Here is a 19,052-nt window from a genome sequence, read left to right as displayed (position 1 = left end):
GTTCATGCGGATTTCTACGGCTAATCGCATGATGGCTCAAGGATTACCTTGACCCTGCACGTTCAAGCAGGGGCCGAGGATGCTCATCACGACCACATCCAACATACGCAGCGAGCCATCCACCGCCTGGGGGGCGGTGCTTTCCATGACGCTCTGCGTGGCGATGCTGATCGCTTCGGAATTCATGCCGGTCAGCCTGCTTACGCCGATGGCAGAAGGGCTAAACGCAACCACCGGACAGACGGGGCAGGCGATTTCGATCAGCGGCCTCTTTGCGATGGCGGCCAGCATGATCATCACCACGGCCGCCGGGACGCTGAACCGGAAATGGGTGCTGGTCGCGATGACCGCCCTGATGTTGCTGTCACTGGTTCTTGTGGCGACCTCGCCGAATTTCGCGGTGCTCATGATCGGCCGCGCGCTGCTGGGCATCTGCATCGGCGGCTTCTGGGCGTTGGCCACTGCCGTCATCATGCGGCTGGTTCCCGAGAGTGACGTGCCTCGTGCACTCGCCCTGATGTATGGCGGGCAGGCCATCGCGGCGGCCTTCGCTGCGCCGATAGGCAGCTATCTGGCCGATATGTTCGGCTGGCGCGCGGTGTTTTGGGCACTGACGCCGATCGTCGCCGGCAATCTGGTCTGGCATATGGTGGCGCTGCCGTCACTGCCCGCAAGCCGGCGCCAGGACTTCAGGACCATGACCGATCTGCTCAAGCGCCCTTACTTCCTGCGCGGGTTGATCGCGGCGATGCTGTCCTGGGGCTCCGCTTTCACCATGTTCACCTATCTGCGCCCGTTCCTGGAGCAGGTGACGGGCGTGGGGGTTGGGACGCTGTCGATCCTTCTGCTCTTACTGGGCTGCGCCGGTTTCGTCGGCACCTGGGCGGCGGGTCGTTTCGTGAGCGGCGATGTGGCACCCCTGCTGCGGCTGCCGGCGCTACTGATGGGCGGCTGCACGCTGGGACTTCTGCTTCTTGGCGGTTCGGTTGCCGCCGCCGGCCTGTTCCTCGCTCTTTGGGGCGCGATGAACACTGCCATGTCGGTCATCTGGATGACATGGATGTCGCAGAACGCGGCCGATGCGCCCGAGGCTGCCGGCAGCCTCATGGTTGCGGCCATCCAGGCCTCGATCCTGCTGGGCGCGGTCATTGGCGGGCTGCTTCTGGACGGCCTGACGATCATCGCGACCTTCATCGGCAGTGTGGTTCTCGCCGGCTTCGCAATCAGCCTCATCGGCACTGGGCAGCGGCTGCTCAAGTCTGACTGTTCACAGCCATAAGTCATCCAACCAAAGGTTCGTTCCAACCAGGCAGGAGATCCAAAATGCCTACGAATACCTCTGAAAAGAATCCATCGCCTCACGTCGTTCACCGACGCGAGCTTCTGAAACTGACTGGCGCGGGCGTCGCCGCATTCGGCGTAGCTTCGACGTTCAACACCCTCAAAGCAAAGGCTCAGAATATGTCAGACGAATGGGATAAGGTTTTTCCGCGCAGTGAGCGTGTCGATCACGAGAAGGTCACGTTCAAGAACCGCTACGGCATCACCCTGACAGGTGACCTCTATCTGCCGAAGGATCGTGCCGATAACCGCCTGCCGGCCATTGTCGTCAGCGGACCGTTCGGTGCGGTCAAGGAGCAGTCATCGGGTCTCTATGCGCAGACCATGGCCGAGCGCGGCTTCGTCACGCTGGCTTTCGATCCGTCCTTTACCGGCGAAAGCGGCGGTGAGCCTCGCAACGTCGCGTCGCCAGACATCAACACCGAGGATTTCATGGCGGGGGTGGATTATCTCGGTCTGCACGCTTCCGTCGACCGCGAGCGTATCGGTGTCATCGGCATCTGCGGCTGGGGCGGCATGGCGTTGAGCGCCGTAGCTGCCGACAAGCGCGTCAAGGCGATCGTTGCCAGCACCATGTATGACATGACCCGCGTCATGTCGAAGGGCTACAACGACAGCGTCACCCTGGAACAGCGCTCGGAGACGCTGGAGCAACTGAGCCGGCAGCGTTGGGAAGACGCAGAAGAAGGCACTCCCGCTTATGGTCCTGTCTCGCTGGAGCTGAAAGGTGGTGAGCCGCAGTTTGTCGTGGAATACGCTGACTACTATAAGACGCCCCGAGGTTTCCACCCGCGAGCCATAAACTCGAATGCCTCGTGGAGCCTGACGACTCCGCTGTCCTTCATGAACATGCCGATCCTGAATTACATCGCCGAGATTTCGCCGCGCCCGGTCCTCATCATTCATGGCGAGAAGGCCCATTCGCGTTACTTCAGCGAAACGGCCTTCGCCGCTGCGGCGGAGCCGAAGGAACTCATGATCATTCCGGGCGCCAACCACACCGATCTTTACGACAAGGTGGACGTGATCCCGTTCGACAAGCTGACCAGCTTCTTCAGTCAGCATCTCGCTGCGTAAGTGGCGAGTGAGCCTGCCCTGGTGGGCAGGCTCACTCTGAACAGGTCAGCGAACGCGGCAAAGCCGCGGCGCCGAAGACCGGCATCGGGCTGGCTTCACCAAGCACATGCATTGATTTGAAAGCGCTTTCATAATGTGCCCTCCCTGTGGTTGGCATCGGACCAGACGCGGAGATATTCACAAAGGCCGAACCCATGTCCGCTGTCGGGACCGGCGTGGATGAGGTGTGCATCCATCGTCCGCGTGGAACAACCCGCGGTTCCTTCGTCCCGTATCCTATCAGGATTTTCCCGAAAGCCTTATGCCTGCAGTTTTGAGGTGAGGCCCGGAGCGCGACGTTCGGTGCATCCGACGTCGCGCATATGGTGCGGCTAGCATGCGTGAAGCGATCAGCGGGGTCAGGCCCGCCAGCGACAGCGCCTCCGCGAGTTGCCGGTAGACCATTTCCCCGGATATGCGCGACAGGCACGTACTGGGCGCTGCGTGCTTCCAGGCAAAGGCAGCGCCCGCCTTCACCTCAGCTTGACGACGACCTTGCCTTTCGAGCGTCCCGTTTCGATGTAAGCCAGAGCTTCGTTGGCCGCTTCGAACGGGAAGACCCGGTCCATCACGGGGCGGATAGTGCCGGCTTCGATCAGCGATGTGATCTGGCTCAACTGCGCGCCGCTCGCGCGCATGAACAGGAACGAATAGCTGACCTGCCGTCCCTCGGCCTTTCTCCGGATGCCGAAGCTCAGAAAACGCACGACTTGCCGCGGCAACCAGTTCAGCCCTTGTTCTTTGGCAAAATCAGGGTCCGGCGGACCGGAGATCGAGATCAGCCTGCCGCCGGGCTTCAGCACGTTCAGGGACTTTTGAAGCGTATCTCCGGCCAGACTGTTGAGAACCACATCATAGTCGGACAGGATTTTTTCGAAGTCCTGGTTTTTGTAATCGATGACGACATCGGCCCCGAGGTTTTTGACCAGCTCGGCATTCGCCGCACTCGTGGTCGTCGCGACGGTCGCGCCGAGATGCTTCGCCAACTGTATGGCGAATGTCCCCACGCCGCCGGAACCGGCATGGATGAGAATCTTCTGCCCTTTCGCCAGCCTGGCTCGATCGACCAGCACCTGCCAGGCGGTCAAACCCGCCAAGGGAATGGAAGCCGCTTCCTCCATGGTCAGGTTTTTGGGTTTCAGCGCCATGTCGGCTTCGTTGACGGCAATGAACTCAGCCAAGGCCCCGATCCGGCCATCGCGCGGCCGGGCATAGATTTCGTCGCCCGGCCTGAAGCGCTGGACGTTCGCGCCGACACGAACCACAACCCCGGCCACATCGTGTCCGAGAATGAGAGGCAGTTTATATGGGAGGATGAGCTTGAACTCTCCATCGCGAATCTTGGAGTCCAAAGGATTGAGCCCAGCCGCGTGGACCTCGACCAAGACATCATCGTCGGCCAGCGCCGACTCCGGCATATCGCCGAAGCGCAGCGTGCTCTTCTTCTTGTATCGATCCAGGATGAAGGCCTTCATGATGATCCGCTCTCCGTTTTCCGCCAATGCCTACGACAGCGAAGCCATTGCGATGGCGGGGTAGTCAGTATAGCCGGCAGCGCCGCCGCCGTAGAGAGTTGCCTGATCGAATGCGGCGAGCGGTGCGCTGGTCTTCAGCCGTTCGACAAGGTCGGGATTGGCGATGAACGGGCGTCCGAAGGCGAACAGGTCGGCCTTGCCCTCGGCGAGCCGGGCCGCGGCGAGCCCGAAATCGTAGCCATTGTTGGCGATATAGGTGTTTTTGAAGCGCCGGCGGAGCGATCCGAAGTCGAATGGCGCAACATCGCGCGGTCCGCCGGTGGCGCCCTCGACGACATGGATATAGACGATGCCCAAGGCGTCGAGGTGATCGACGATATAGTCGAACTGCGCCTGCGGATCGGTGCTTGCGATGCCGTTCGCGGGCGAGACAGGCGAAATCCGGATGCCCGTGCGCTCGGCTCCGATCTCGTCGACGACCGCAGCCGTGACTTCCAGCATCAGCCGGGCGCGGTTCTCGACAGAGCCGCCATAGGCATCGTCACGGACATTCGCGCCGTCCTTGGCGAACTGGTCGAGCAGATAGCCGTTGGCTCCGTGAATCTCGACGCCGTCGAAGCCGGCCGCAATGGCGTTCGCGGCCGCCTTGCGGAAATCGTTGACGATTCCCGGAAGCTCTTCGAGCTCAAGCGCCCGGGGTTCCGACACCTCAACGAAGCCGTTGTTCACGAACGTCTTAGTCGCGGCTCGGATCGCCGAGGGGGAAACGGGCGGGGCACCGCGCTCCTGCAAGTCGATATGCGAGACGCGGCCGACATGCCAGAGCTGCAGGAAGATCCGGCCACCCTCGGCGTGCACGGCCTTTGTTACCCTGCGCCAGCCGTCGATCTGCGCTTGAGAGTAGATGCCGGGGGTGTCCTGATAACCCTGTCCCTGCTGAGAGATTTGCGTGGCTTCAGAAATCAGCAGGCCGGCCGATGCGCGCTGACTGTAATACTGCGCGGCGAGATCGCCTGGAACGAAGCCCGGGCCAGCGCGATTGCGCGTCAGGGGCGCCATGACGATCCGGTTGCGGAGCGTCAGCGAGCCGAGGGCATAGGACCCAAAGAGTGGATTGTTGGTCACGGGTTCACCTATTCGTTTGCGTTGCGGTGCTTCTCGCCGGCAGTTCGTCTCGATGGCTTAAGGGGCGGAGCGATAGCGCGCTGCTGCGTGGACCTGGGCAAATCCGGGGAGCATGGTCTGCCGTGCGGCCTGATAGGCGTCCCACTGACCGGCATCGGAAAGCACGGGGATAGTGACGGCTTCGCGGCGGTCGAAGCCGATGAGGGCGGCATCCACCAGTTCGCCGACGTCCATCATCGCCGGCAGCGCATTGGTGTCGGCGCCAGCACGCTCCCAGATTTCGGTGCGGGTTGCGGCGGGAAGCACCGCCTGCACGTAAACACCTTTCGGCGCGAGCTCGAAGCTTAGTCCTTGAGACAGGAACAGGACGAACGCCTTGGTCGCCCCGTAGACGGTCTGGCCGAATTCCGGAACGAGCCCGACCACCGAACCGATGTTGATGATGGCTCCTTCGCCCGCCTTCACAAAGCGCGGCGCCACGGCGCTTGCGAGCCGGACGACGGCGGTCGTGTTGAGCGTGACAAGTCGCTGTATGTCGTCGCTCGGCTGCTGCTCGAAGCCGCCCGCAAGGCCCGCCCCGGCATTGTTGACGAGAATCCCGATACGACGATCGTCGCGGAGCCGCGTCTCGACCGCAGCGAGATCGCCAAGGTCGGTGAGATCTGCCTGCAGGATGTCGACAGCCACGCCACTGTCCCGGCGCAGACGGGCCGCGAGCGTCTCCATGCGCGCCTTGTCGCGAGCAACCAGCACCAGGTCGTGGCCGCGCCGGGCGAAGCGTTCTGCATAGGCGGCGCCGATGCCGGAAGAAGCTCCGGTGATGAGGACGGAGGGAATGGAGGTCATGGGATTGTTCTCTTCTCTGATGAAACCTATATTCATGATGGTCGTCATGATTGATGACAAATATGATGACCATCATGAATGTCAATGGCGCAGTCGGAGAATTTTGAAATGAGAGTCAGTCGAGAACAGATGGCGGAGAACCGCCGCCGGATCTTGGATGAGGCTAGCCGGCTGTTCCGCGAGAAAGGTTTTGAGGCGGTCACTGTTGCCGAAGTGATGAAGGCCGCAGGCCTCACCCATGGCGGGTTCTATGGCCATTTCGGCTCAAAGGACGACCTTGTGGCCCAGTCTCTCGCCCATGTCCTAGCCCAGGACACAGCCGGAGGAGACGATCTTCGTGCCTATCTCGACGCCTACCTTTCGCCCAAACATCGCGACAATGCTGCCGATGGCTGCCCGATGGCTGGTCTAGCCGCGGACATACGCCACCAGACCGCGGCGGCACGCCTGGCGATGACGGAAGGTCTTCGATCGCAGATCGACCGTATCGGCGAAGCACTCCCGGATATGAACGTGGCCGACAGGCGTCGCGCGGCAATCGGAAGCTGGGCGGCGATGGTAGGGGCGGTGATCCTCGCGCGGGCGATCGACGACGCGGCGCTTTCCGATGAGGTGCTGGAACAGACGCGTGCCTGGATCGATGCCGGGATCGGCCAAGCGTCAGCCAGCTAGGTGGCTTTGTCCGGAGTCCGGCGACGGCCGAATCCGGCTCGAGAACTACGATGTCTACTGCACGGCGATAAAGTTCGTCGAGCAGATCAGCCGTATTGAGCCGACAGCTATCCCCAAGGGGCAGATCGAATGGTAGGGCATACGTTCACGACATCATTGGTAATGTCGAAAAGCCGCATCTTGTTGATTGTTAAGAGAAAGCAGATCAGCTTGTGAAGCAATCGGCGGTATTTGGCGCGCCGGCGCGGGTGCTTTCCCCCGCCGTGACCGACACATCGAGGGACCCCAGTCAGGCCTCTTAAGCCGCGTCGTAGTGCGTTTGGGCAATCTTGATGTCGTCGATCCGCCGGCCAATCCATTCCGATACCTGGCGCAAAGGTTCGGATACCTCCTCGCCAAGACGGGTGAGCTCGTAGGACACCTTCGGTGGCACGGTGGGTTCCACATGCCGCACGACCCTGCCGTCTCGCACCAGCGTCTTCAGGCTTTGCGACAGCATCTTCTCGCTTATTCCCTCCACGCGGTCCCGCAGCGCATGAAAACGCAATACGCCATCGCTGAGAGCCAGCAGCACGAGCAGAGACCACCGGCTGGTCAAATGATCGAATACCACTCGACATGGGCAGTCAGCGGTCAGCGGGCCGTCGTTGGATATGGCAGCGGTGCGGCTCATGGGCTTACCCTGAGGTACGTTCTTGCAAATTGTTATGACCATTTCCAATGGTTAGTCCATGCTGCCCCGAGCCATCGCGGGCGTGCCTGGAGAAACCGCATGGACAATCAATTCTATTCGATCATCGACTATAGCGTCGACAGCGCCGAGACCCAGGCGGCCGTCATATCCGCCTTTGCCGATATCCAGCGACAATGGGTTGCCTCATATCCCGGATACGGATCGGCCAGGTTCCTGGCCAGCCCGGACGGGACGCGCGTCCTTTGTATCGTCGGTTGGGCAAGCGAAGCCGACTTCGCTCATTTTGAAGCCGTATCGGACAGTGAAGGACGGACGGCCGCGATTCGGAATGCTTTGCAGGACCTGTCGTGCAGCGCCGGGCGGCAATCGTATCGGCTTGCTGAGACTGTCAAAGCAACAAGCGGGGAAGCACCGGCGCCTGGCGGCTGAGCACCACGGGCAGGTGGCACGTGAACGCCGTCTTCCTGCTGGTCGATCTGGAACCGACGTCGGTCGTCGGCGGCCGCTTGTCCGGTGGGCGCCCGAGGAATCTCGCCAGGCGTCCGATATCGCGGAGACAGTCGCGCTGTGTGCCTTTCTTCATCGACCAATAATAGCCGTAGGTGGGGCAACAGATGCGTTGCTCTTCCCCGTCCGCTTGATCGTTTCGCGCGATCTGGTCCTTGAGCCCCATGAGCGTCCGCAATGGCCAAGCTGAAACCGGCGAACCCGGATCTATGGCTTCTTTGCGTCTTGCACGCGGCGAGCATTGGGAAGACAAGGGGCGGACATATTCAAAGTTTGACTGCCAGTGGAGCCCTATGATGGACAGTGCAAAATTTTCCGCGGAGATCGAAACACATCTGAGGGAAATTCTGCCAAGCCTGGTGGAAACACGGCGCGACCTGCACCGTCACCCCGAAATCGGCTTCAAGGAAGTGCGGACGGCTGCCATCGTCGCGAACAGGCTGCGTGAGATGGGTCTCGAAGTGACGGAAGGTATTGGCGGGACAGGCGTTGTCGGCACACTGCGGGCAGGCACGGGCAACCGCGCCATCGGTTTCCGGGCGGATATGGACGCGCTGGCAATGAACGAGGCGACCGGCTTGCCGCACGCCTCTACCATTCCCGACATGATGCACGGCTGCGGCCATGACGGACATACGACAATGCTTCTGGGCGCCGCCGAGGTTCTGGCAAGGAACCCGGCTTTTTCGGGCACCATTCATTTCATTTTCCAGCCAGCCGAAGAGGGGTTGGGCGGCGCGCCGGCCATGATGCGCGATGGTCTTTTCGAGCGGTTTCCTGTCGATGCGGTTTATGGCTTGCATAACAAGCCGAACCTCCCGGAAGGGTCGTTCAACGTTACCATCGGTGCGATGCTTGCCGCAGCCGACACGTTCACGGTCACGTTCGGCGGACAGGGCGGACATGGCGGTTCCGGTGCCTACATGTCGGTTGATCCTACAATGGCCGCAGCACAGTTCGTGACCAACCTGCAGGCGATCGTCGGACGCAATATTTCGCCGTTCGACCAGGGTGTCATCAGTGTCGGCTATATCGGTGGCGGCAATTACGATGCGCCGAACGTGATCCCGTCGCGTGTGGTGATACGTGGCACGGTACGCAGCTTTTCGCCGGCAACGCGCGATCTACTTGAGCGGCGGCTGAACGAGGTGGCGAACGCCGCCTCTTCCGCCTTCAACACCACGCTGGAAGTAAACTATGAAAGGCTGTTTCCGTCGCTCCACAATCTGCCGGAGGCGACGAACAAGATCGTATCCGCGCTTCGCGCGCGCTTCGGCGAAAGCCGTGTGGATGACAAAATGGTGCCGGTCACCGGCGCGGAAGATTTCGCCTACATGTTGGAAGAGGCGTCCGGTTGCTTCTTCTTCATTGGTGCCGGCACCGGGCCTACGCTTCATTCAGACCACTATGACTTCAACGACAACCTCATAGCGGACGGCGTGCGCTACTGGGTTACCATTGCACAGGAAGAACTGGCCGCGTGAACCAGCGTCAGCTCATGGCATTCCGGGCAGCTATGGTGCTCGGATCCATCACAGCGGCTGCGAAGGAGCTCAACGTTTCGCAGCCAGCCGTGAGCCGCCTTATTGCCGATCTCGAGTTCAGTCTTGGCTTCCCCTTGTTCACGCGGCAGACCGGTCGCATCGTGCCGACGCGCGAAGCGCAGGAGTTCTTTCGCGAAGTAGACATGATGTTTTACAGCCTTGATCGGCTGGCGACTGTCGCCGGAGAAATCCGCACGCTTTCGCGCGCTACGGTGCGTTTTGCAACACTACCGATGTTGTCTTTTCAGATCGTGCCGCGAGCGCTGAAACGGTTCCAGATCCATTATCCGCGAGCACGGGTTCTCCAGGACGTGTTCACATCCGCTCGCGTTGTCGAACTGGTCGCCTCGCGGCAAGTGGAAATTGGCGTCGCCCAGACGAATGTGCGCCGCGAAGATATCGATATACTCCGTGCCTATCACGCGCGTTGCGTGTGTGTGCTCCATCCGGATCACCCGTTGGCAAATTCCAGCGTCCTAACTCCCGCCGAATTGCGCGGTGAGCTTCTGATCACGCTGGCTCGGCACACTATTTCGGCGAGCTACATCACCAATGCTTTTGCCGATTTTGGCATTGCTCCCAACATCATCGCGGAAAGCCAGCCATCATTTGCGGCAGCCTCTTTGGCGGCTGAGGGGTGCGGCATAGCAATCGTGGACGAATTCAGCGCCACTGCGATGGGCGAAAGGGTGGCAGTCGTGCCTTTCGAACCTATGATTCCGTTCGACATTTGCGTGCTCAAACCCCGTGAAATCCCGCTCTCGCGTGCTGCCGGAGCGCTACTCGACGAAATTACAGCCGAAATCGAAGGCTTTCTTCCCCAGCCTTGATGGTCATAGCATTTGTGCATGACCCTTTCCATTTTTTGTATTTGCCGGCCATCAATCACGGCCCCACAGTATCCGGCATGTCAGTGGAATTGCGCGAGCAAAGGTCCAGGAGAATACGATGACTCATAAGAAACCCGAAGGCTCTTTCGTCGCCCTCGTCACGCCTATGAATGCGGACGGAACTATCGACTATGAAGGGTTTCGTACCCTCCTGAACTGGCACCAGGAGCACGGCACCACCGCAGTGCTGATCATGGGGTCGACCGGTGAAGTGTCGATGTTGTCGCCGGAAGAGCGCCGCGAGATCGTCGAAACGACCGTCAAGATGCGCCCAGGAAACATGCAGATGTATTATGGCTGCACGGGCAACAATACCGACACGACAATCGGCTATGTGCGTCATGCCAAAGCTTCGGGCGCTGACGGCGCGATCGTTGCCGCACCCGCCTATATCGGAGCGGATAACGACGCGATCACCGATTTCATGTTCGAAGTGCTCGACAGCACCGATCTGGCGATGGGTTTCTACAACAACCCGCCGCGCGTGAAGACTGACCTTCACTGGACCGATGTTCTCAAGCTTGCGCGGCACGACAACATGGTCGTGCTCAAGGAATCGACCACCCGCGTCGGTCAGGTTGCGCAGGTCTGCGCGGCAAAGCCGGACATGTCGATCATGTGCTGCTGCTCGCCAAATCTCGGTCTGGTCGTACCCACGATGTCGCTTGGCGGACATGGCACGGCCAATATGACCGGCAACATCATACCGGCGGAAATGACCACGATTTCCACGCCGTGGCGCAAGGCTGGCGACGCCGATGCATTCCGCGACGCCTATCTGCGCAATCTGCCGATTCTGCACTTCGTGTATTCAGCAATCAATCCCGTCGCCACCAAGACGATCATGCGCGCGCTTGGGCTGCCGTCGGGACCGTTGCGCAAGCCGCTGAAGCCGCTGGCGCCAGCGGCGCTGGCGGCAGGGCTGGATGCGTATCGGGAACTCGGTCTCGATCGCAAATATGGCCTGAACATCCGCCCGGCGCTAGCTGCCGAGTAGCCCACTGCAGGGAAGGGCGCGACGCTCCACAGTGCCGCGCCAATGAGGACGAATGATGGATCTGGGGATTCGCGGGCGCAGAGCGCTGTTATCGGGAGCGAGCAAGGGCATGGGCAAAGCCTGCGCCCTCGAAATCGCGCGCGCCGGCGTCGACATCACGATCGTTGCGCGCACCGAGGCCACGCTGATCGCGGCGGCCGACGAGATCAGGAACGAGACGGGCGCACACATTACCACTGTCGTTGCGGACATCACCACCGACGAAGGCCGAAAGGCTGCGCTGAGTGCTTGCCCGGAGCCGGACATTCTCCTGAACAATGCCGGTGGCATGCCGCCGGGCGACTTTCGCGACTGGGCGCGGGAAGACTGGATCAAGGCCATCGACTTGATGATGCTGCCGCCGATCTTCATGATGCAGGCGACTGTGGACGGGATGATGGAGCGTGGTTTCGGACGGGTGGTCAACATTGCCTCGCGCAGTGTGAAGATCGCGCATGCCGAGCTTGGCTTGTCCAATGGCGCGCGCTCGGGTCTCGTCGGGTTCACTGCCGGTCTGGCGCGGCAGACGGTGGGCCGCAACGTAACCATCAACAACCTGTTGCCGGGCATATTCGACAGCGATGGTCAGCGCGAGCACGTTGCCAAAATGAGCGAGACGAGCGGCCGTTCCTACGATGAAATCTGGTCGCAGCGTGCGGGCAAGAACCCTGCGGGGCGTTATGGTCGTCCTTCAGAGATCGGGGCCTATTTCGCTTTCCTCGTCAGCGAGCATGCAGGCTTCGTCACCGGGCAAAATCTGCTGATCGACGGCGGTGAATATCCGGGGACATATTGAGATGACCCAATGCAAGGCACGCGCATGAAGATTGCGGTTGCCGGCTTTCAGCATGAGACCAACAGCTTTGCCGGCACGACAGCCGCGCGCAGCGATTTCGAGCGACCGGGCGGATGGCCGCCTTTCTGTGCCGGCGCTGAGATGATGGAAATCATCTCCGGGGCTGGAACGCCGGCATCAGGCGCTCTGGCCGCTGCTAACGCTACCTCCGTCCAGGTTCTTCCGTTGTTGTGGTGCATTGGCCTGCCTTCAGGCCCGGTGGAAGATGAAGCCTTCGAGGATATTGCCGAAGACATCTGCGCGCGCTTTCGCGTTGCGCTGTCAGAAGGTGCGCAAGCATTGTATCTCGATCTTCATGGCGCGATGGCAACGCCATCCTGGTCGGATGCGGAGGGCGAACTGCTCGCTCGCCTGCGTCGCATCGCACCTGCGCCATTCCCCATAGCGGCATCTTTCGACCTGCACGGCAATGTGTCCCAAAGCATGGTGCGCGACTGCACGCTGCTCGATTGCTACCGTACCTATCCTCACACCGATTTGAAGGAAACCGGCGCGCGGGTCATGAACCGGCTGATCGACATTTTACGCGGACGCCGGGCCCCCGCCATTGCGTACAGAGCAGTGCCCTATCTCGCCTCGATCAACGACCAATGCACATTCGTCGAGCCGACGCGCAGCCTTTTGGCCCATGGCGAGAGGCTTGAGGCGGATGACGGTATCGATTGCGTGAGCCAGTTCTTCGGATTTCCGCTTGCCGACGTGCCGGATGCCGGCCCGGCGCTCGTGGTTCAGGGACGCGATGCGAAGGCGGTCGAGGCCGCAGCCGACGCTCTTCTGGAGCGATGGATGGAAGCCGAAACGCTGTTTGCCACGCGCTTTCTTTCGGCGACCAGTGCCGTTGCGCAGGCCATGCTGCTTGCGGCCGGGGCGGGTACGGGACCAGTGGTCATCGCCGATACGCAGGACAATCCGGGTGGCGGCGGGACCGGCGATACGACCGGAATGCTGCGTGCTCTTGTCGAGGCTGGTGCAAGGGGCGCGGTAATGGTTCACATCGCAGACGCCGACGCGTCGGCAAGTGCCCACGAAGCTGGGGAGGGGGGCGTCATAGACCGGGTCATCGGCGCAAACCTCTCCGCGCAATATGGCGCGCCGCTGGAGGGGCCGTGGAAGGTCCTGAGGCTCGGCAGCGGCAGCTTTCCAGGTGTTGGGCCGATGTATCGCGGAAACCCCATCGTTCTCGGACCAGTGGCTCTTTTGGAGCGCGATGATGTGAAAGTGATCGTTGCCCCCCGCAAAATGCAGGCATCCGAACCCGGCCTCCTGTCGCATCTCGGCCTAGACCCGCAAGAATTGCCGATTCTGGCAGTCAAAAGTTCGGTACATTTTCGGGGTGCCTACCAGGAGATGGCCCGCGCCATCATCCCGGCCATAGCGCCCGGTGCCGTCGAAGCCGACCTGTCGAGCCTCCCTTATCAGCACGCGCTGCGTAGACCGGCGCGTTCCGTTTCTCCCCAGACCAACCCCGCTTGAAGAGGTCAATCGCATGATGGAATTCCGCAATCTCACTCGCATCCTTCCGCTCTGTGCCACTCTTCTTGCTGGCACCGCTCTCGCAGCGCCGGCATTTGCCGGCCCTGAAGATCAGTCGATCACCATCGGCATGGGTGAGGACTTCCCGACTCTGGACGGCTACATCAACACTGCCCGAGACGGCGTGGTGATAACCATGCACATCAACGACATGCTTATCTACCGCAACCCCAAGACGTTCGAATACGAGCCATTGCTGGCCACAGCTTGGGAACGCATCGATGACAAGACCATCGAGTTCAAACTGCGCGAAGGCGTGACCTTCCACGATGGATCGCCGCTGACGGCTGAAGACGTTGCCTTCACATACAACTACTGGGCCGATCCGGCCAACGGCGCGCGCGTGCAGGCATCGGTCTCCTGGATCGATCGTGCCGAAGTGGTTGACGAATACACGGTTCGGGTGATCTCAAAGACGGCGGCGCCCGCCGCACTGGAATTCGTCGCCGGTTCGCTGCCGATCTATCCTTCGGATTATTTCGAGTCCGTTGGCGCGGAAGCATTCGGCCAGAAGCCGATTGGCGCAGGCCCTTACAAGGTCGAATCCTTCGGCGACGGCCTGGTTAAGCTGGTGGCTCATGAGAGCTATTACGAAGGCGGCGCCAAGCGCACGCCATCGATCACAACCGTCAACTGGCGCATTATTCCGGACACCGCAACCCGCATCGCTGAAGTCATCGGCGGCGGCGTCGATTGGGTCTGGAACGTGCCTTCCGATCAGGTCGAACAGCTCAAAGTCGTGCCAACGCTCGACGTGGCGCTTGCGTCGACCCTGCGCATTGCAATGGTTACGCTGGACGCCGCCGGACGGACGGGTGACAACCCGCTTACGGATGTTCGGGTACGCCAGGCCGTCAATCATGCCATCGATCGCGAGACGATCGTCGCCAATCTGGTCGGCGGCGACGGCGAGGTCATCAACGCGCCTTGCCATCCGGTCCAGTTCGGCTGCGAACAGTCGGCTGCTGTGGTCTACGATTACAACCCTGAAAAGGCCAAGGAACTGCTGGCGGAAGCAGGCCATGCGGATGGCTTTTCGGTGAAGATCGGCAGCTATCGCGACCGCGCGCGTGCTGAAGCGGTGCAATCCTATCTGGCGGCGGTGGGCATCACCGCCGAGCTGGAAATGCTTCAGGCAAGCCCCTCGTTCTCGGGCTGGCGCGAGGGCAAGGTCGGCATGTGGTACGGTGACTGGGGTTCGCAGTCACTTGCCGACAGCTCGGCGTCGATTGGCAGCATGTTCGACGGCTCCAGCAATGACGGCGCACGCGACGAGACGGTGATCGCACTCGTGAAGGAGGCGGCTGCTGTCTCTGATCCAGAAGAGCGCAAGGCCAAGTATGCCGAGGCGATCAAGATCATCACCGAGCAGGCCTACTGGGTGCCGATGCATACCATCGTGATGGGATATGCGTACACGAACACGCTGAACTTCGAGCCGACGCTCGACGAACTGCCGCGCTTCTACGACGCAAGCTGGCAGTAAGTACGACTTGAAATGACGGGTGACCCCGCTCTCAGCAGCCATTCAGCTCATACAGAGCCGTTCGGCTGGCCAGGGCGCGGTCACCTGAACCTCTTGAAGAAACGGCAAGCGAAATGCTGACCTATCTGTTGAGGCGAGCCACCATGGCGATGGTGGTGATGGTGATCGTTTCCGTCATCTGCTTCATCCTGAGCAATGTTGCCTCGGACCCAGCTATGGGGATCGCAGGCGCGCAAGCGACCGACGAGGACTTGGCGGTCATCCGGGAGGCGTATGGTCTCGACCGGCCGCTTCCTGTTCGCTACGTTGAGTATGTCGGCGGTCTTTTGCAGGGCGATTTCGGTACGTCTTATCTGTCGAAGCGGCCGGCGCTGGACATGATCTGGGAACGGCTGCCGGTCACGGCTCTGCTTGCTGCGCTGTCGATGGCACTCGCGCTTGCTATCGCGGTGCCATTGGGCTGCGCGGCTGCCGTATGGCCCAATACAATCATCGACCGCCTGGCGCAGCTTATGGCGGTGACCGGCCAAGCCATTCCGAATTTTTGGGCGGGCCTGCTGCTGATCGTCGTATTCGGCGTGCAGTTGCGCTGGTTGCCCATTTCGGGTTCCGCCACATGGGCGCATTTTGTACTTCCCTCAATTACGCTCGGCACATTCGCGATGCCGCCTCTCATGCGCCTCATCCGCGCTGGCATGATCGAGGTCCTCGCCGCCGATTACATCCGCACGGCGCGCGCAATGGGCATCCGGCCCTTCCAGCTCACATTCAAATATGCCCTGAAGAATGCCGTACTGCCGGTAATCTCGCTGGCGGCCGTGCAACTCGGTTTCATGCTCGGAGGTTCGATCGTGGTTGAATCCATCTTCGCACTGAACGGCGTGGGTTATCTCGCATGGCAATCCATGTCTCGCTCGGACATGCCTGTCATTCAGGCGATCGTCTTGCTGATTTCGATGATTTACATCGTCCTGACATTGCTCGCAGATCTGCTCAACGGTGTGATGGACCCGAGACTTCGGACCAGCCGTAAATGAGACATCCCGAGATGATTCCCGACGCGCTGACCGAAGAAGAACCGCTGATCCACCGGCTGGGATTCTGGCGGAAGGCGATGTCTCATCGCACCTTTGTTTTCTCAGGCGTCATTCTCGTGGCGATCCTTCTGATAGCAATTTTCGCGCACCTGATCGCACCTTACGATCCTTTTGCGCAGAACATCGCCATGCGGTTAAAGACGCCTTTCTGGCATGACAACACCGTCGCCGAACATCTGCTGGGTACCGACCAGCTCGGGCGCGACTATCTTAGCCGGTTGATCTACGGCGCGCGCATATCCATGATGATTGCGATCGGGGCGACGGCCATGTCGGCGGTCATCGGCATCACGCTCGGCCTGCTCGCGGGCTACTACGGCGGGTGGATCGATACGGCGATTTCGACGGTAGTCACCACGCGCCTGTCGATGCCGATCATTCTCATCGCGCTTGCGGTTGTTGCCATCGTCGGGCCGTCTCTCACGGTGGTGATCGTCGTTCTCGGGTTGCTTTTGTGGGATCAGTTTGCAGTCGTCACCCGCGTTGCGACCCAACAGGTCTGTGCGCGAGACTATGTGACTGCGGCGCGGGTAGTTGGCAGCTCGCTGCCGCATATCCTGTTTCGCGAGATACTGCCCAATATCCGCGCGCCGCTGATGGTCGTTGCGACCGTTGAAATGGCTCAGGCCGTGTTGCTGGAAGCAGCACTTTCCTTCCTTGGGTTGGGCGTTCAGGCACCTCTGCCATCCTGGGGGCTGATGTTGTCCGAAGCGAAAACCTCGATGTTCTTCAGCCCTTGGCTCATCGTCTTGCCCGGAGCATGCCTCTTCATCCTCGCTCTTGCCATAAACCTGATGGGTGACGCCATGCGCGATCTCACGGCAGGAGGGCGTGGCTGATGTTGTTGCAGGTGCGCGACCTCCATGTGAGCCTTCCCGACCAAGGCCAGCGCCTGCGAGCCGTTCGCGGGGTCGACCTCGACGTGGCGGCGGGCGAAACGCTTTGTCTTGTAGGTGAATCGGGCTGCGGGAAGTCGATGACGGCGCTCGCCCTCATGCGGCTTTTGCCGCCCGGCGCTGAGCTGACGTCGTCGGAGCTAAAGCTGGGCGATACGGAGCTGTCGAAGCTTTCGGAAAGCAAGCTTTCCGCGGTGCGCGGGCGGCGCATGTCGATGATATTCCAAGAGCCGATGACGGCACTAAACCCCGTCTTCACGATCGGCGACCAACTGCGCGCGGTCTATCGCCGGCACGTCGGGAGCAGCGCTCGCGTGGCGCAACATCGCGCCATCGAGATGTTGGAAAGTGTCGGTCTCACCAACGCGGCCTTGCGCATGAAGCAGTTTCCGCACCAGCTTTCGGGCGGCTTGCGCCAGCGCGTGCTGATCGCGATGGCATTGATGTGCGAACCGGAGATGATGATCTGCGATGAGCCGACGACCGCGCTCGACGTGACTACACAGGCCCAGATTCTCCGTCTTCTCAAGGATGCGCAGACGGCCCGGCGGATGGGCATGATATTCATCACGCACGATCTGGGCGTCGTTGCCCGTATCGCCGATCGGGTTGCCGTGATGTATGCGGGACGCATCGTGGAACACGGATGGCGGCAGGCCGTTCTGAAGGAGCCGGCCCATCCCTATACAAGGGGTCTGATTGCTTCGGTGCCGCGGCCCCAAGGTTCGCAGCCTGGCAGCGGTCGCCTTGCAAGTATCCCCGGGAACGTGCCGGCTTTTCACCGCGAAGACGCGCGATGCCCGTTCTTGTCGCGCTGCCCAAAGCGAATGGAGATCTGCGCGAGCGAAGCTCCACCGATCAAACATGCTCCGGCAGGGCAACAGGTCGTGTGCCATCTCCCGCTGGAAAGCCAGGAAGCACACGGCGCATGAAACCACTTCTCGAAGCGCGCGACCTCACCCACGTCTATTCGATAAGGCGGGACATCTTTGGCCGGGCTACCCCGCTAAGGGCTTTGCACGGCGTCTCCCTCAGCGTGGCCCCCGGCGAGATACTCGGAGTCGTTGGCGAGTCCGGCTGCGGCAAGAGCACGCTAGCGCGGATACTGCTCGGTCTCGAAGCGCCGACTTCGGGCGAAGTGTTTCTGGATGGCGAACCGATCTCGAGCTTTCCACGCAAGGAGCGTGCACTTGCCGTTCAGCCCGTGTTTCAGGACCCTTACGGTTCGCTCAACCCCTCGATGTCCGTCGAGGACCTGATAGCGCTTCCGTTGCATGTCCACAACGTCGGAACGCGGCAGGCACGCCGGCAGAGCGTGAAAAAAATGGCCGATCAGGTAGGCCTTCCGCAGCGGGCACTTTCGGCGAGCCCCTCCCAGCTTTCGGGCGGGCAGCGTCAGCGTGTCGCGATTGCGCGGGCTCTCGTGGCTGGTCCAAAACTCGTCATCTGCGATGAGCCTACGTCCGCACTTGATGTGTCCGTGCAGGCGCAGATACTCAATCTGCTGCTCGACCTGCGCGCCGAGCACGGCATCGCCATGCTCTTCATTTCGCACAATCTTTCCGTGATAGAGCACATGGCCGACCGAATGATGGTGATGTATCTCGGGGAAGTGGTAGAGGCCGGTTCGACGCAGAAAATCTTCGCGAAACCGGAGCATCCTTATACGGCGGTGCTGCGTGACGCAGTCTTCAGCCCCGACGATGAAAGCGGCGTGCCCGATCTCGGCCTGCGCGGTAACTTCCCCAATGCGATGGATATTCCAGCAGGCTGCGTTTTTCATCCGCGGTGCCCGACCTCACGGCCAGATTGCAATCTGGCCGCACCGGTTCTGGACGTGAAAGGCGATCCGAACCGCGTGGTCGCCTGTCATTATCCACTCGCATTATAGTATGCGAATACCAGGGTATCGGACCGAAAGGTGGAATCCGGTTTTCG

The 19,052-nt window shown here is 60.9% G+C and carries 18 protein-coding genes; 14 read left to right on the top strand and 4 right to left on the bottom strand.

Annotation, left to right across the window (positions count from 1 at the left end; all coding sequences use genetic code 11):
* Positions 1-79 precede the first annotated feature (79 nt).
* Together AAFN55_RS22410 and AAFN55_RS22405 are read left to right on the top strand one after the other, a co-directional pair.
* A complete protein-coding gene (locus AAFN55_RS22410; protein ID WP_347801206.1) occupies positions 80-1,279 on the top strand; it encodes an MFS transporter in 1,200 nt (399 codons plus the stop codon).
* Between the two features lie 44 nt (positions 1,280-1,323).
* A complete protein-coding gene (locus tag AAFN55_RS22405; RefSeq protein ID WP_347801205.1) occupies positions 1,324-2,418 on the top strand; it encodes an alpha/beta hydrolase in 1,095 nt (364 codons plus the stop codon).
* A gap of 512 nt (positions 2,419-2,930) precedes the next feature.
* Here AAFN55_RS22405 and AAFN55_RS22400 read toward each other — a convergent pair.
* The 3 genes from AAFN55_RS22400 to AAFN55_RS22390 are packed head-to-tail and all read right to left on the bottom strand — an operon-like array spanning position 2,931 to position 5,903.
* The gene (locus AAFN55_RS22400; RefSeq protein ID WP_347801204.1) at positions 2,931-3,932 is read right to left on the bottom strand and encodes an NADP-dependent oxidoreductase; all 1,002 of its coding nucleotides are present in this window, start codon (positions 3,930-3,932) and stop codon (positions 2,931-2,933) included.
* Between the two features lie 30 nt (positions 3,933-3,962).
* A complete protein-coding gene (locus AAFN55_RS22395; RefSeq protein WP_347801203.1) occupies positions 3,963-5,057 on the bottom strand; it encodes an alkene reductase in 1,095 nt (364 codons plus the stop codon).
* 57 nt (positions 5,058-5,114) lie between these two features.
* On the bottom strand, positions 5,115-5,903 hold the full coding sequence (locus AAFN55_RS22390) for an SDR family oxidoreductase (RefSeq protein WP_347801202.1): 789 nt from the start codon (positions 5,901-5,903) through the stop codon (positions 5,115-5,117).
* 108 nt (positions 5,904-6,011) lie between these two features.
* Between AAFN55_RS22390 and AAFN55_RS22385 the strand changes: the two genes are divergently transcribed.
* Positions 6,012-6,575: a helix-turn-helix domain-containing protein gene (locus AAFN55_RS22385; protein WP_347801469.1), complete on the top strand. Its 564-nt coding sequence runs from the start codon at positions 6,012-6,014 to the stop codon at positions 6,573-6,575.
* A 298-nt stretch (positions 6,576-6,873) separates the two neighbouring features.
* On the opposite strand, the gene AAFN55_RS22380 is transcribed toward AAFN55_RS22385, so the two are convergent.
* A complete protein-coding gene (locus tag AAFN55_RS22380; protein WP_347801201.1) occupies positions 6,874-7,248 on the bottom strand; it encodes a helix-turn-helix domain-containing protein in 375 nt (124 codons plus the stop codon).
* A 99-nt stretch (positions 7,249-7,347) separates the two neighbouring features.
* Between AAFN55_RS22380 and AAFN55_RS22375 the strand changes: the two genes are divergently transcribed.
* The 11 genes from AAFN55_RS22375 (at position 7,348) to AAFN55_RS22325 (ending at position 19,005) form a co-directional block, all read left to right on the top strand.
* The gene (locus tag AAFN55_RS22375; RefSeq protein WP_347801200.1) at positions 7,348-7,698 is read left to right on the top strand and encodes a hypothetical protein; all 351 of its coding nucleotides are present in this window, start codon (positions 7,348-7,350) and stop codon (positions 7,696-7,698) included.
* 374 nt (positions 7,699-8,072) lie between these two features.
* The gene (locus AAFN55_RS22370) at positions 8,073-9,260 is read left to right on the top strand and encodes an amidohydrolase (protein ID WP_347801199.1); all 1,188 of its coding nucleotides are present in this window, start codon (positions 8,073-8,075) and stop codon (positions 9,258-9,260) included.
* Positions 9,257-10,150 (top strand): LysR family transcriptional regulator, encoded by an 894-nt coding sequence (locus tag AAFN55_RS22365; RefSeq protein WP_347801198.1) that lies wholly within the window; start codon positions 9,257-9,259, stop codon positions 10,148-10,150. Before AAFN55_RS22370 ends, AAFN55_RS22365 begins: the two co-directional genes overlap by 4 nt.
* Before the next feature lie 118 nt (positions 10,151-10,268).
* Positions 10,269-11,207, top strand: a complete 939-nt coding sequence (locus tag AAFN55_RS22360) for a dihydrodipicolinate synthase family protein (protein WP_347801197.1) — start codon at positions 10,269-10,271, stop codon at positions 11,205-11,207.
* Between the two features lie 55 nt (positions 11,208-11,262).
* Positions 11,263-12,042 (top strand): SDR family oxidoreductase, encoded by a 780-nt coding sequence (locus AAFN55_RS22355; RefSeq protein WP_347801468.1) that lies wholly within the window; start codon positions 11,263-11,265, stop codon positions 12,040-12,042.
* A 9-nt stretch (positions 12,043-12,051) separates the two neighbouring features.
* The gene (locus AAFN55_RS22350; protein ID WP_347801196.1) at positions 12,052-13,575 is read left to right on the top strand and encodes a M81 family metallopeptidase; all 1,524 of its coding nucleotides are present in this window, start codon (positions 12,052-12,054) and stop codon (positions 13,573-13,575) included.
* A gap of 13 nt (positions 13,576-13,588) precedes the next feature.
* On the top strand, positions 13,589-15,121 hold the full coding sequence (locus AAFN55_RS22345) for an ABC transporter substrate-binding protein (protein WP_347801195.1): 1,533 nt from the start codon (positions 13,589-13,591) through the stop codon (positions 15,119-15,121).
* Positions 15,122-15,234: 113 nt separating this feature from the next.
* Positions 15,235-16,158, top strand: a complete 924-nt coding sequence (locus AAFN55_RS22340) for an ABC transporter permease (RefSeq protein WP_347801194.1) — start codon at positions 15,235-15,237, stop codon at positions 16,156-16,158.
* Entirely contained in the window at positions 16,155-17,057 is a 903-nt protein-coding gene (locus AAFN55_RS22335; protein WP_347801193.1) for an ABC transporter permease, read from the top strand. The genes AAFN55_RS22340 and AAFN55_RS22335 overlap by 4 nt, the downstream gene beginning before the upstream one ends.
* 11 nt (positions 17,058-17,068) lie before the next feature.
* Positions 17,069-18,046 (top strand): ABC transporter ATP-binding protein, encoded by a 978-nt coding sequence (locus tag AAFN55_RS22330; RefSeq protein ID WP_347801467.1) that lies wholly within the window; start codon positions 17,069-17,071, stop codon positions 18,044-18,046.
* Positions 18,043-19,005 carry an oligopeptide/dipeptide ABC transporter ATP-binding protein gene (locus tag AAFN55_RS22325; RefSeq protein ID WP_347801466.1) on the top strand — a complete coding sequence of 321 codons (963 nt, stop codon included), beginning with the start codon at positions 18,043-18,045 and terminating at the stop codon, positions 19,003-19,005. The genes AAFN55_RS22330 and AAFN55_RS22325 overlap by 4 nt, the downstream gene beginning before the upstream one ends.
* Positions 19,006-19,052 lie beyond the last annotated feature (47 nt).

Origin of the sequence: Mesorhizobium sp. CAU 1732, assembly GCF_039888675.1 — a bacterium.
Classification (GTDB): domain Bacteria; phylum Pseudomonadota; class Alphaproteobacteria; order Rhizobiales; family Rhizobiaceae; genus Aerobium.
Note: the sequence above shows the minus strand (reverse complement) of the source record. Positions and strands in the feature narration are given on the sequence as shown.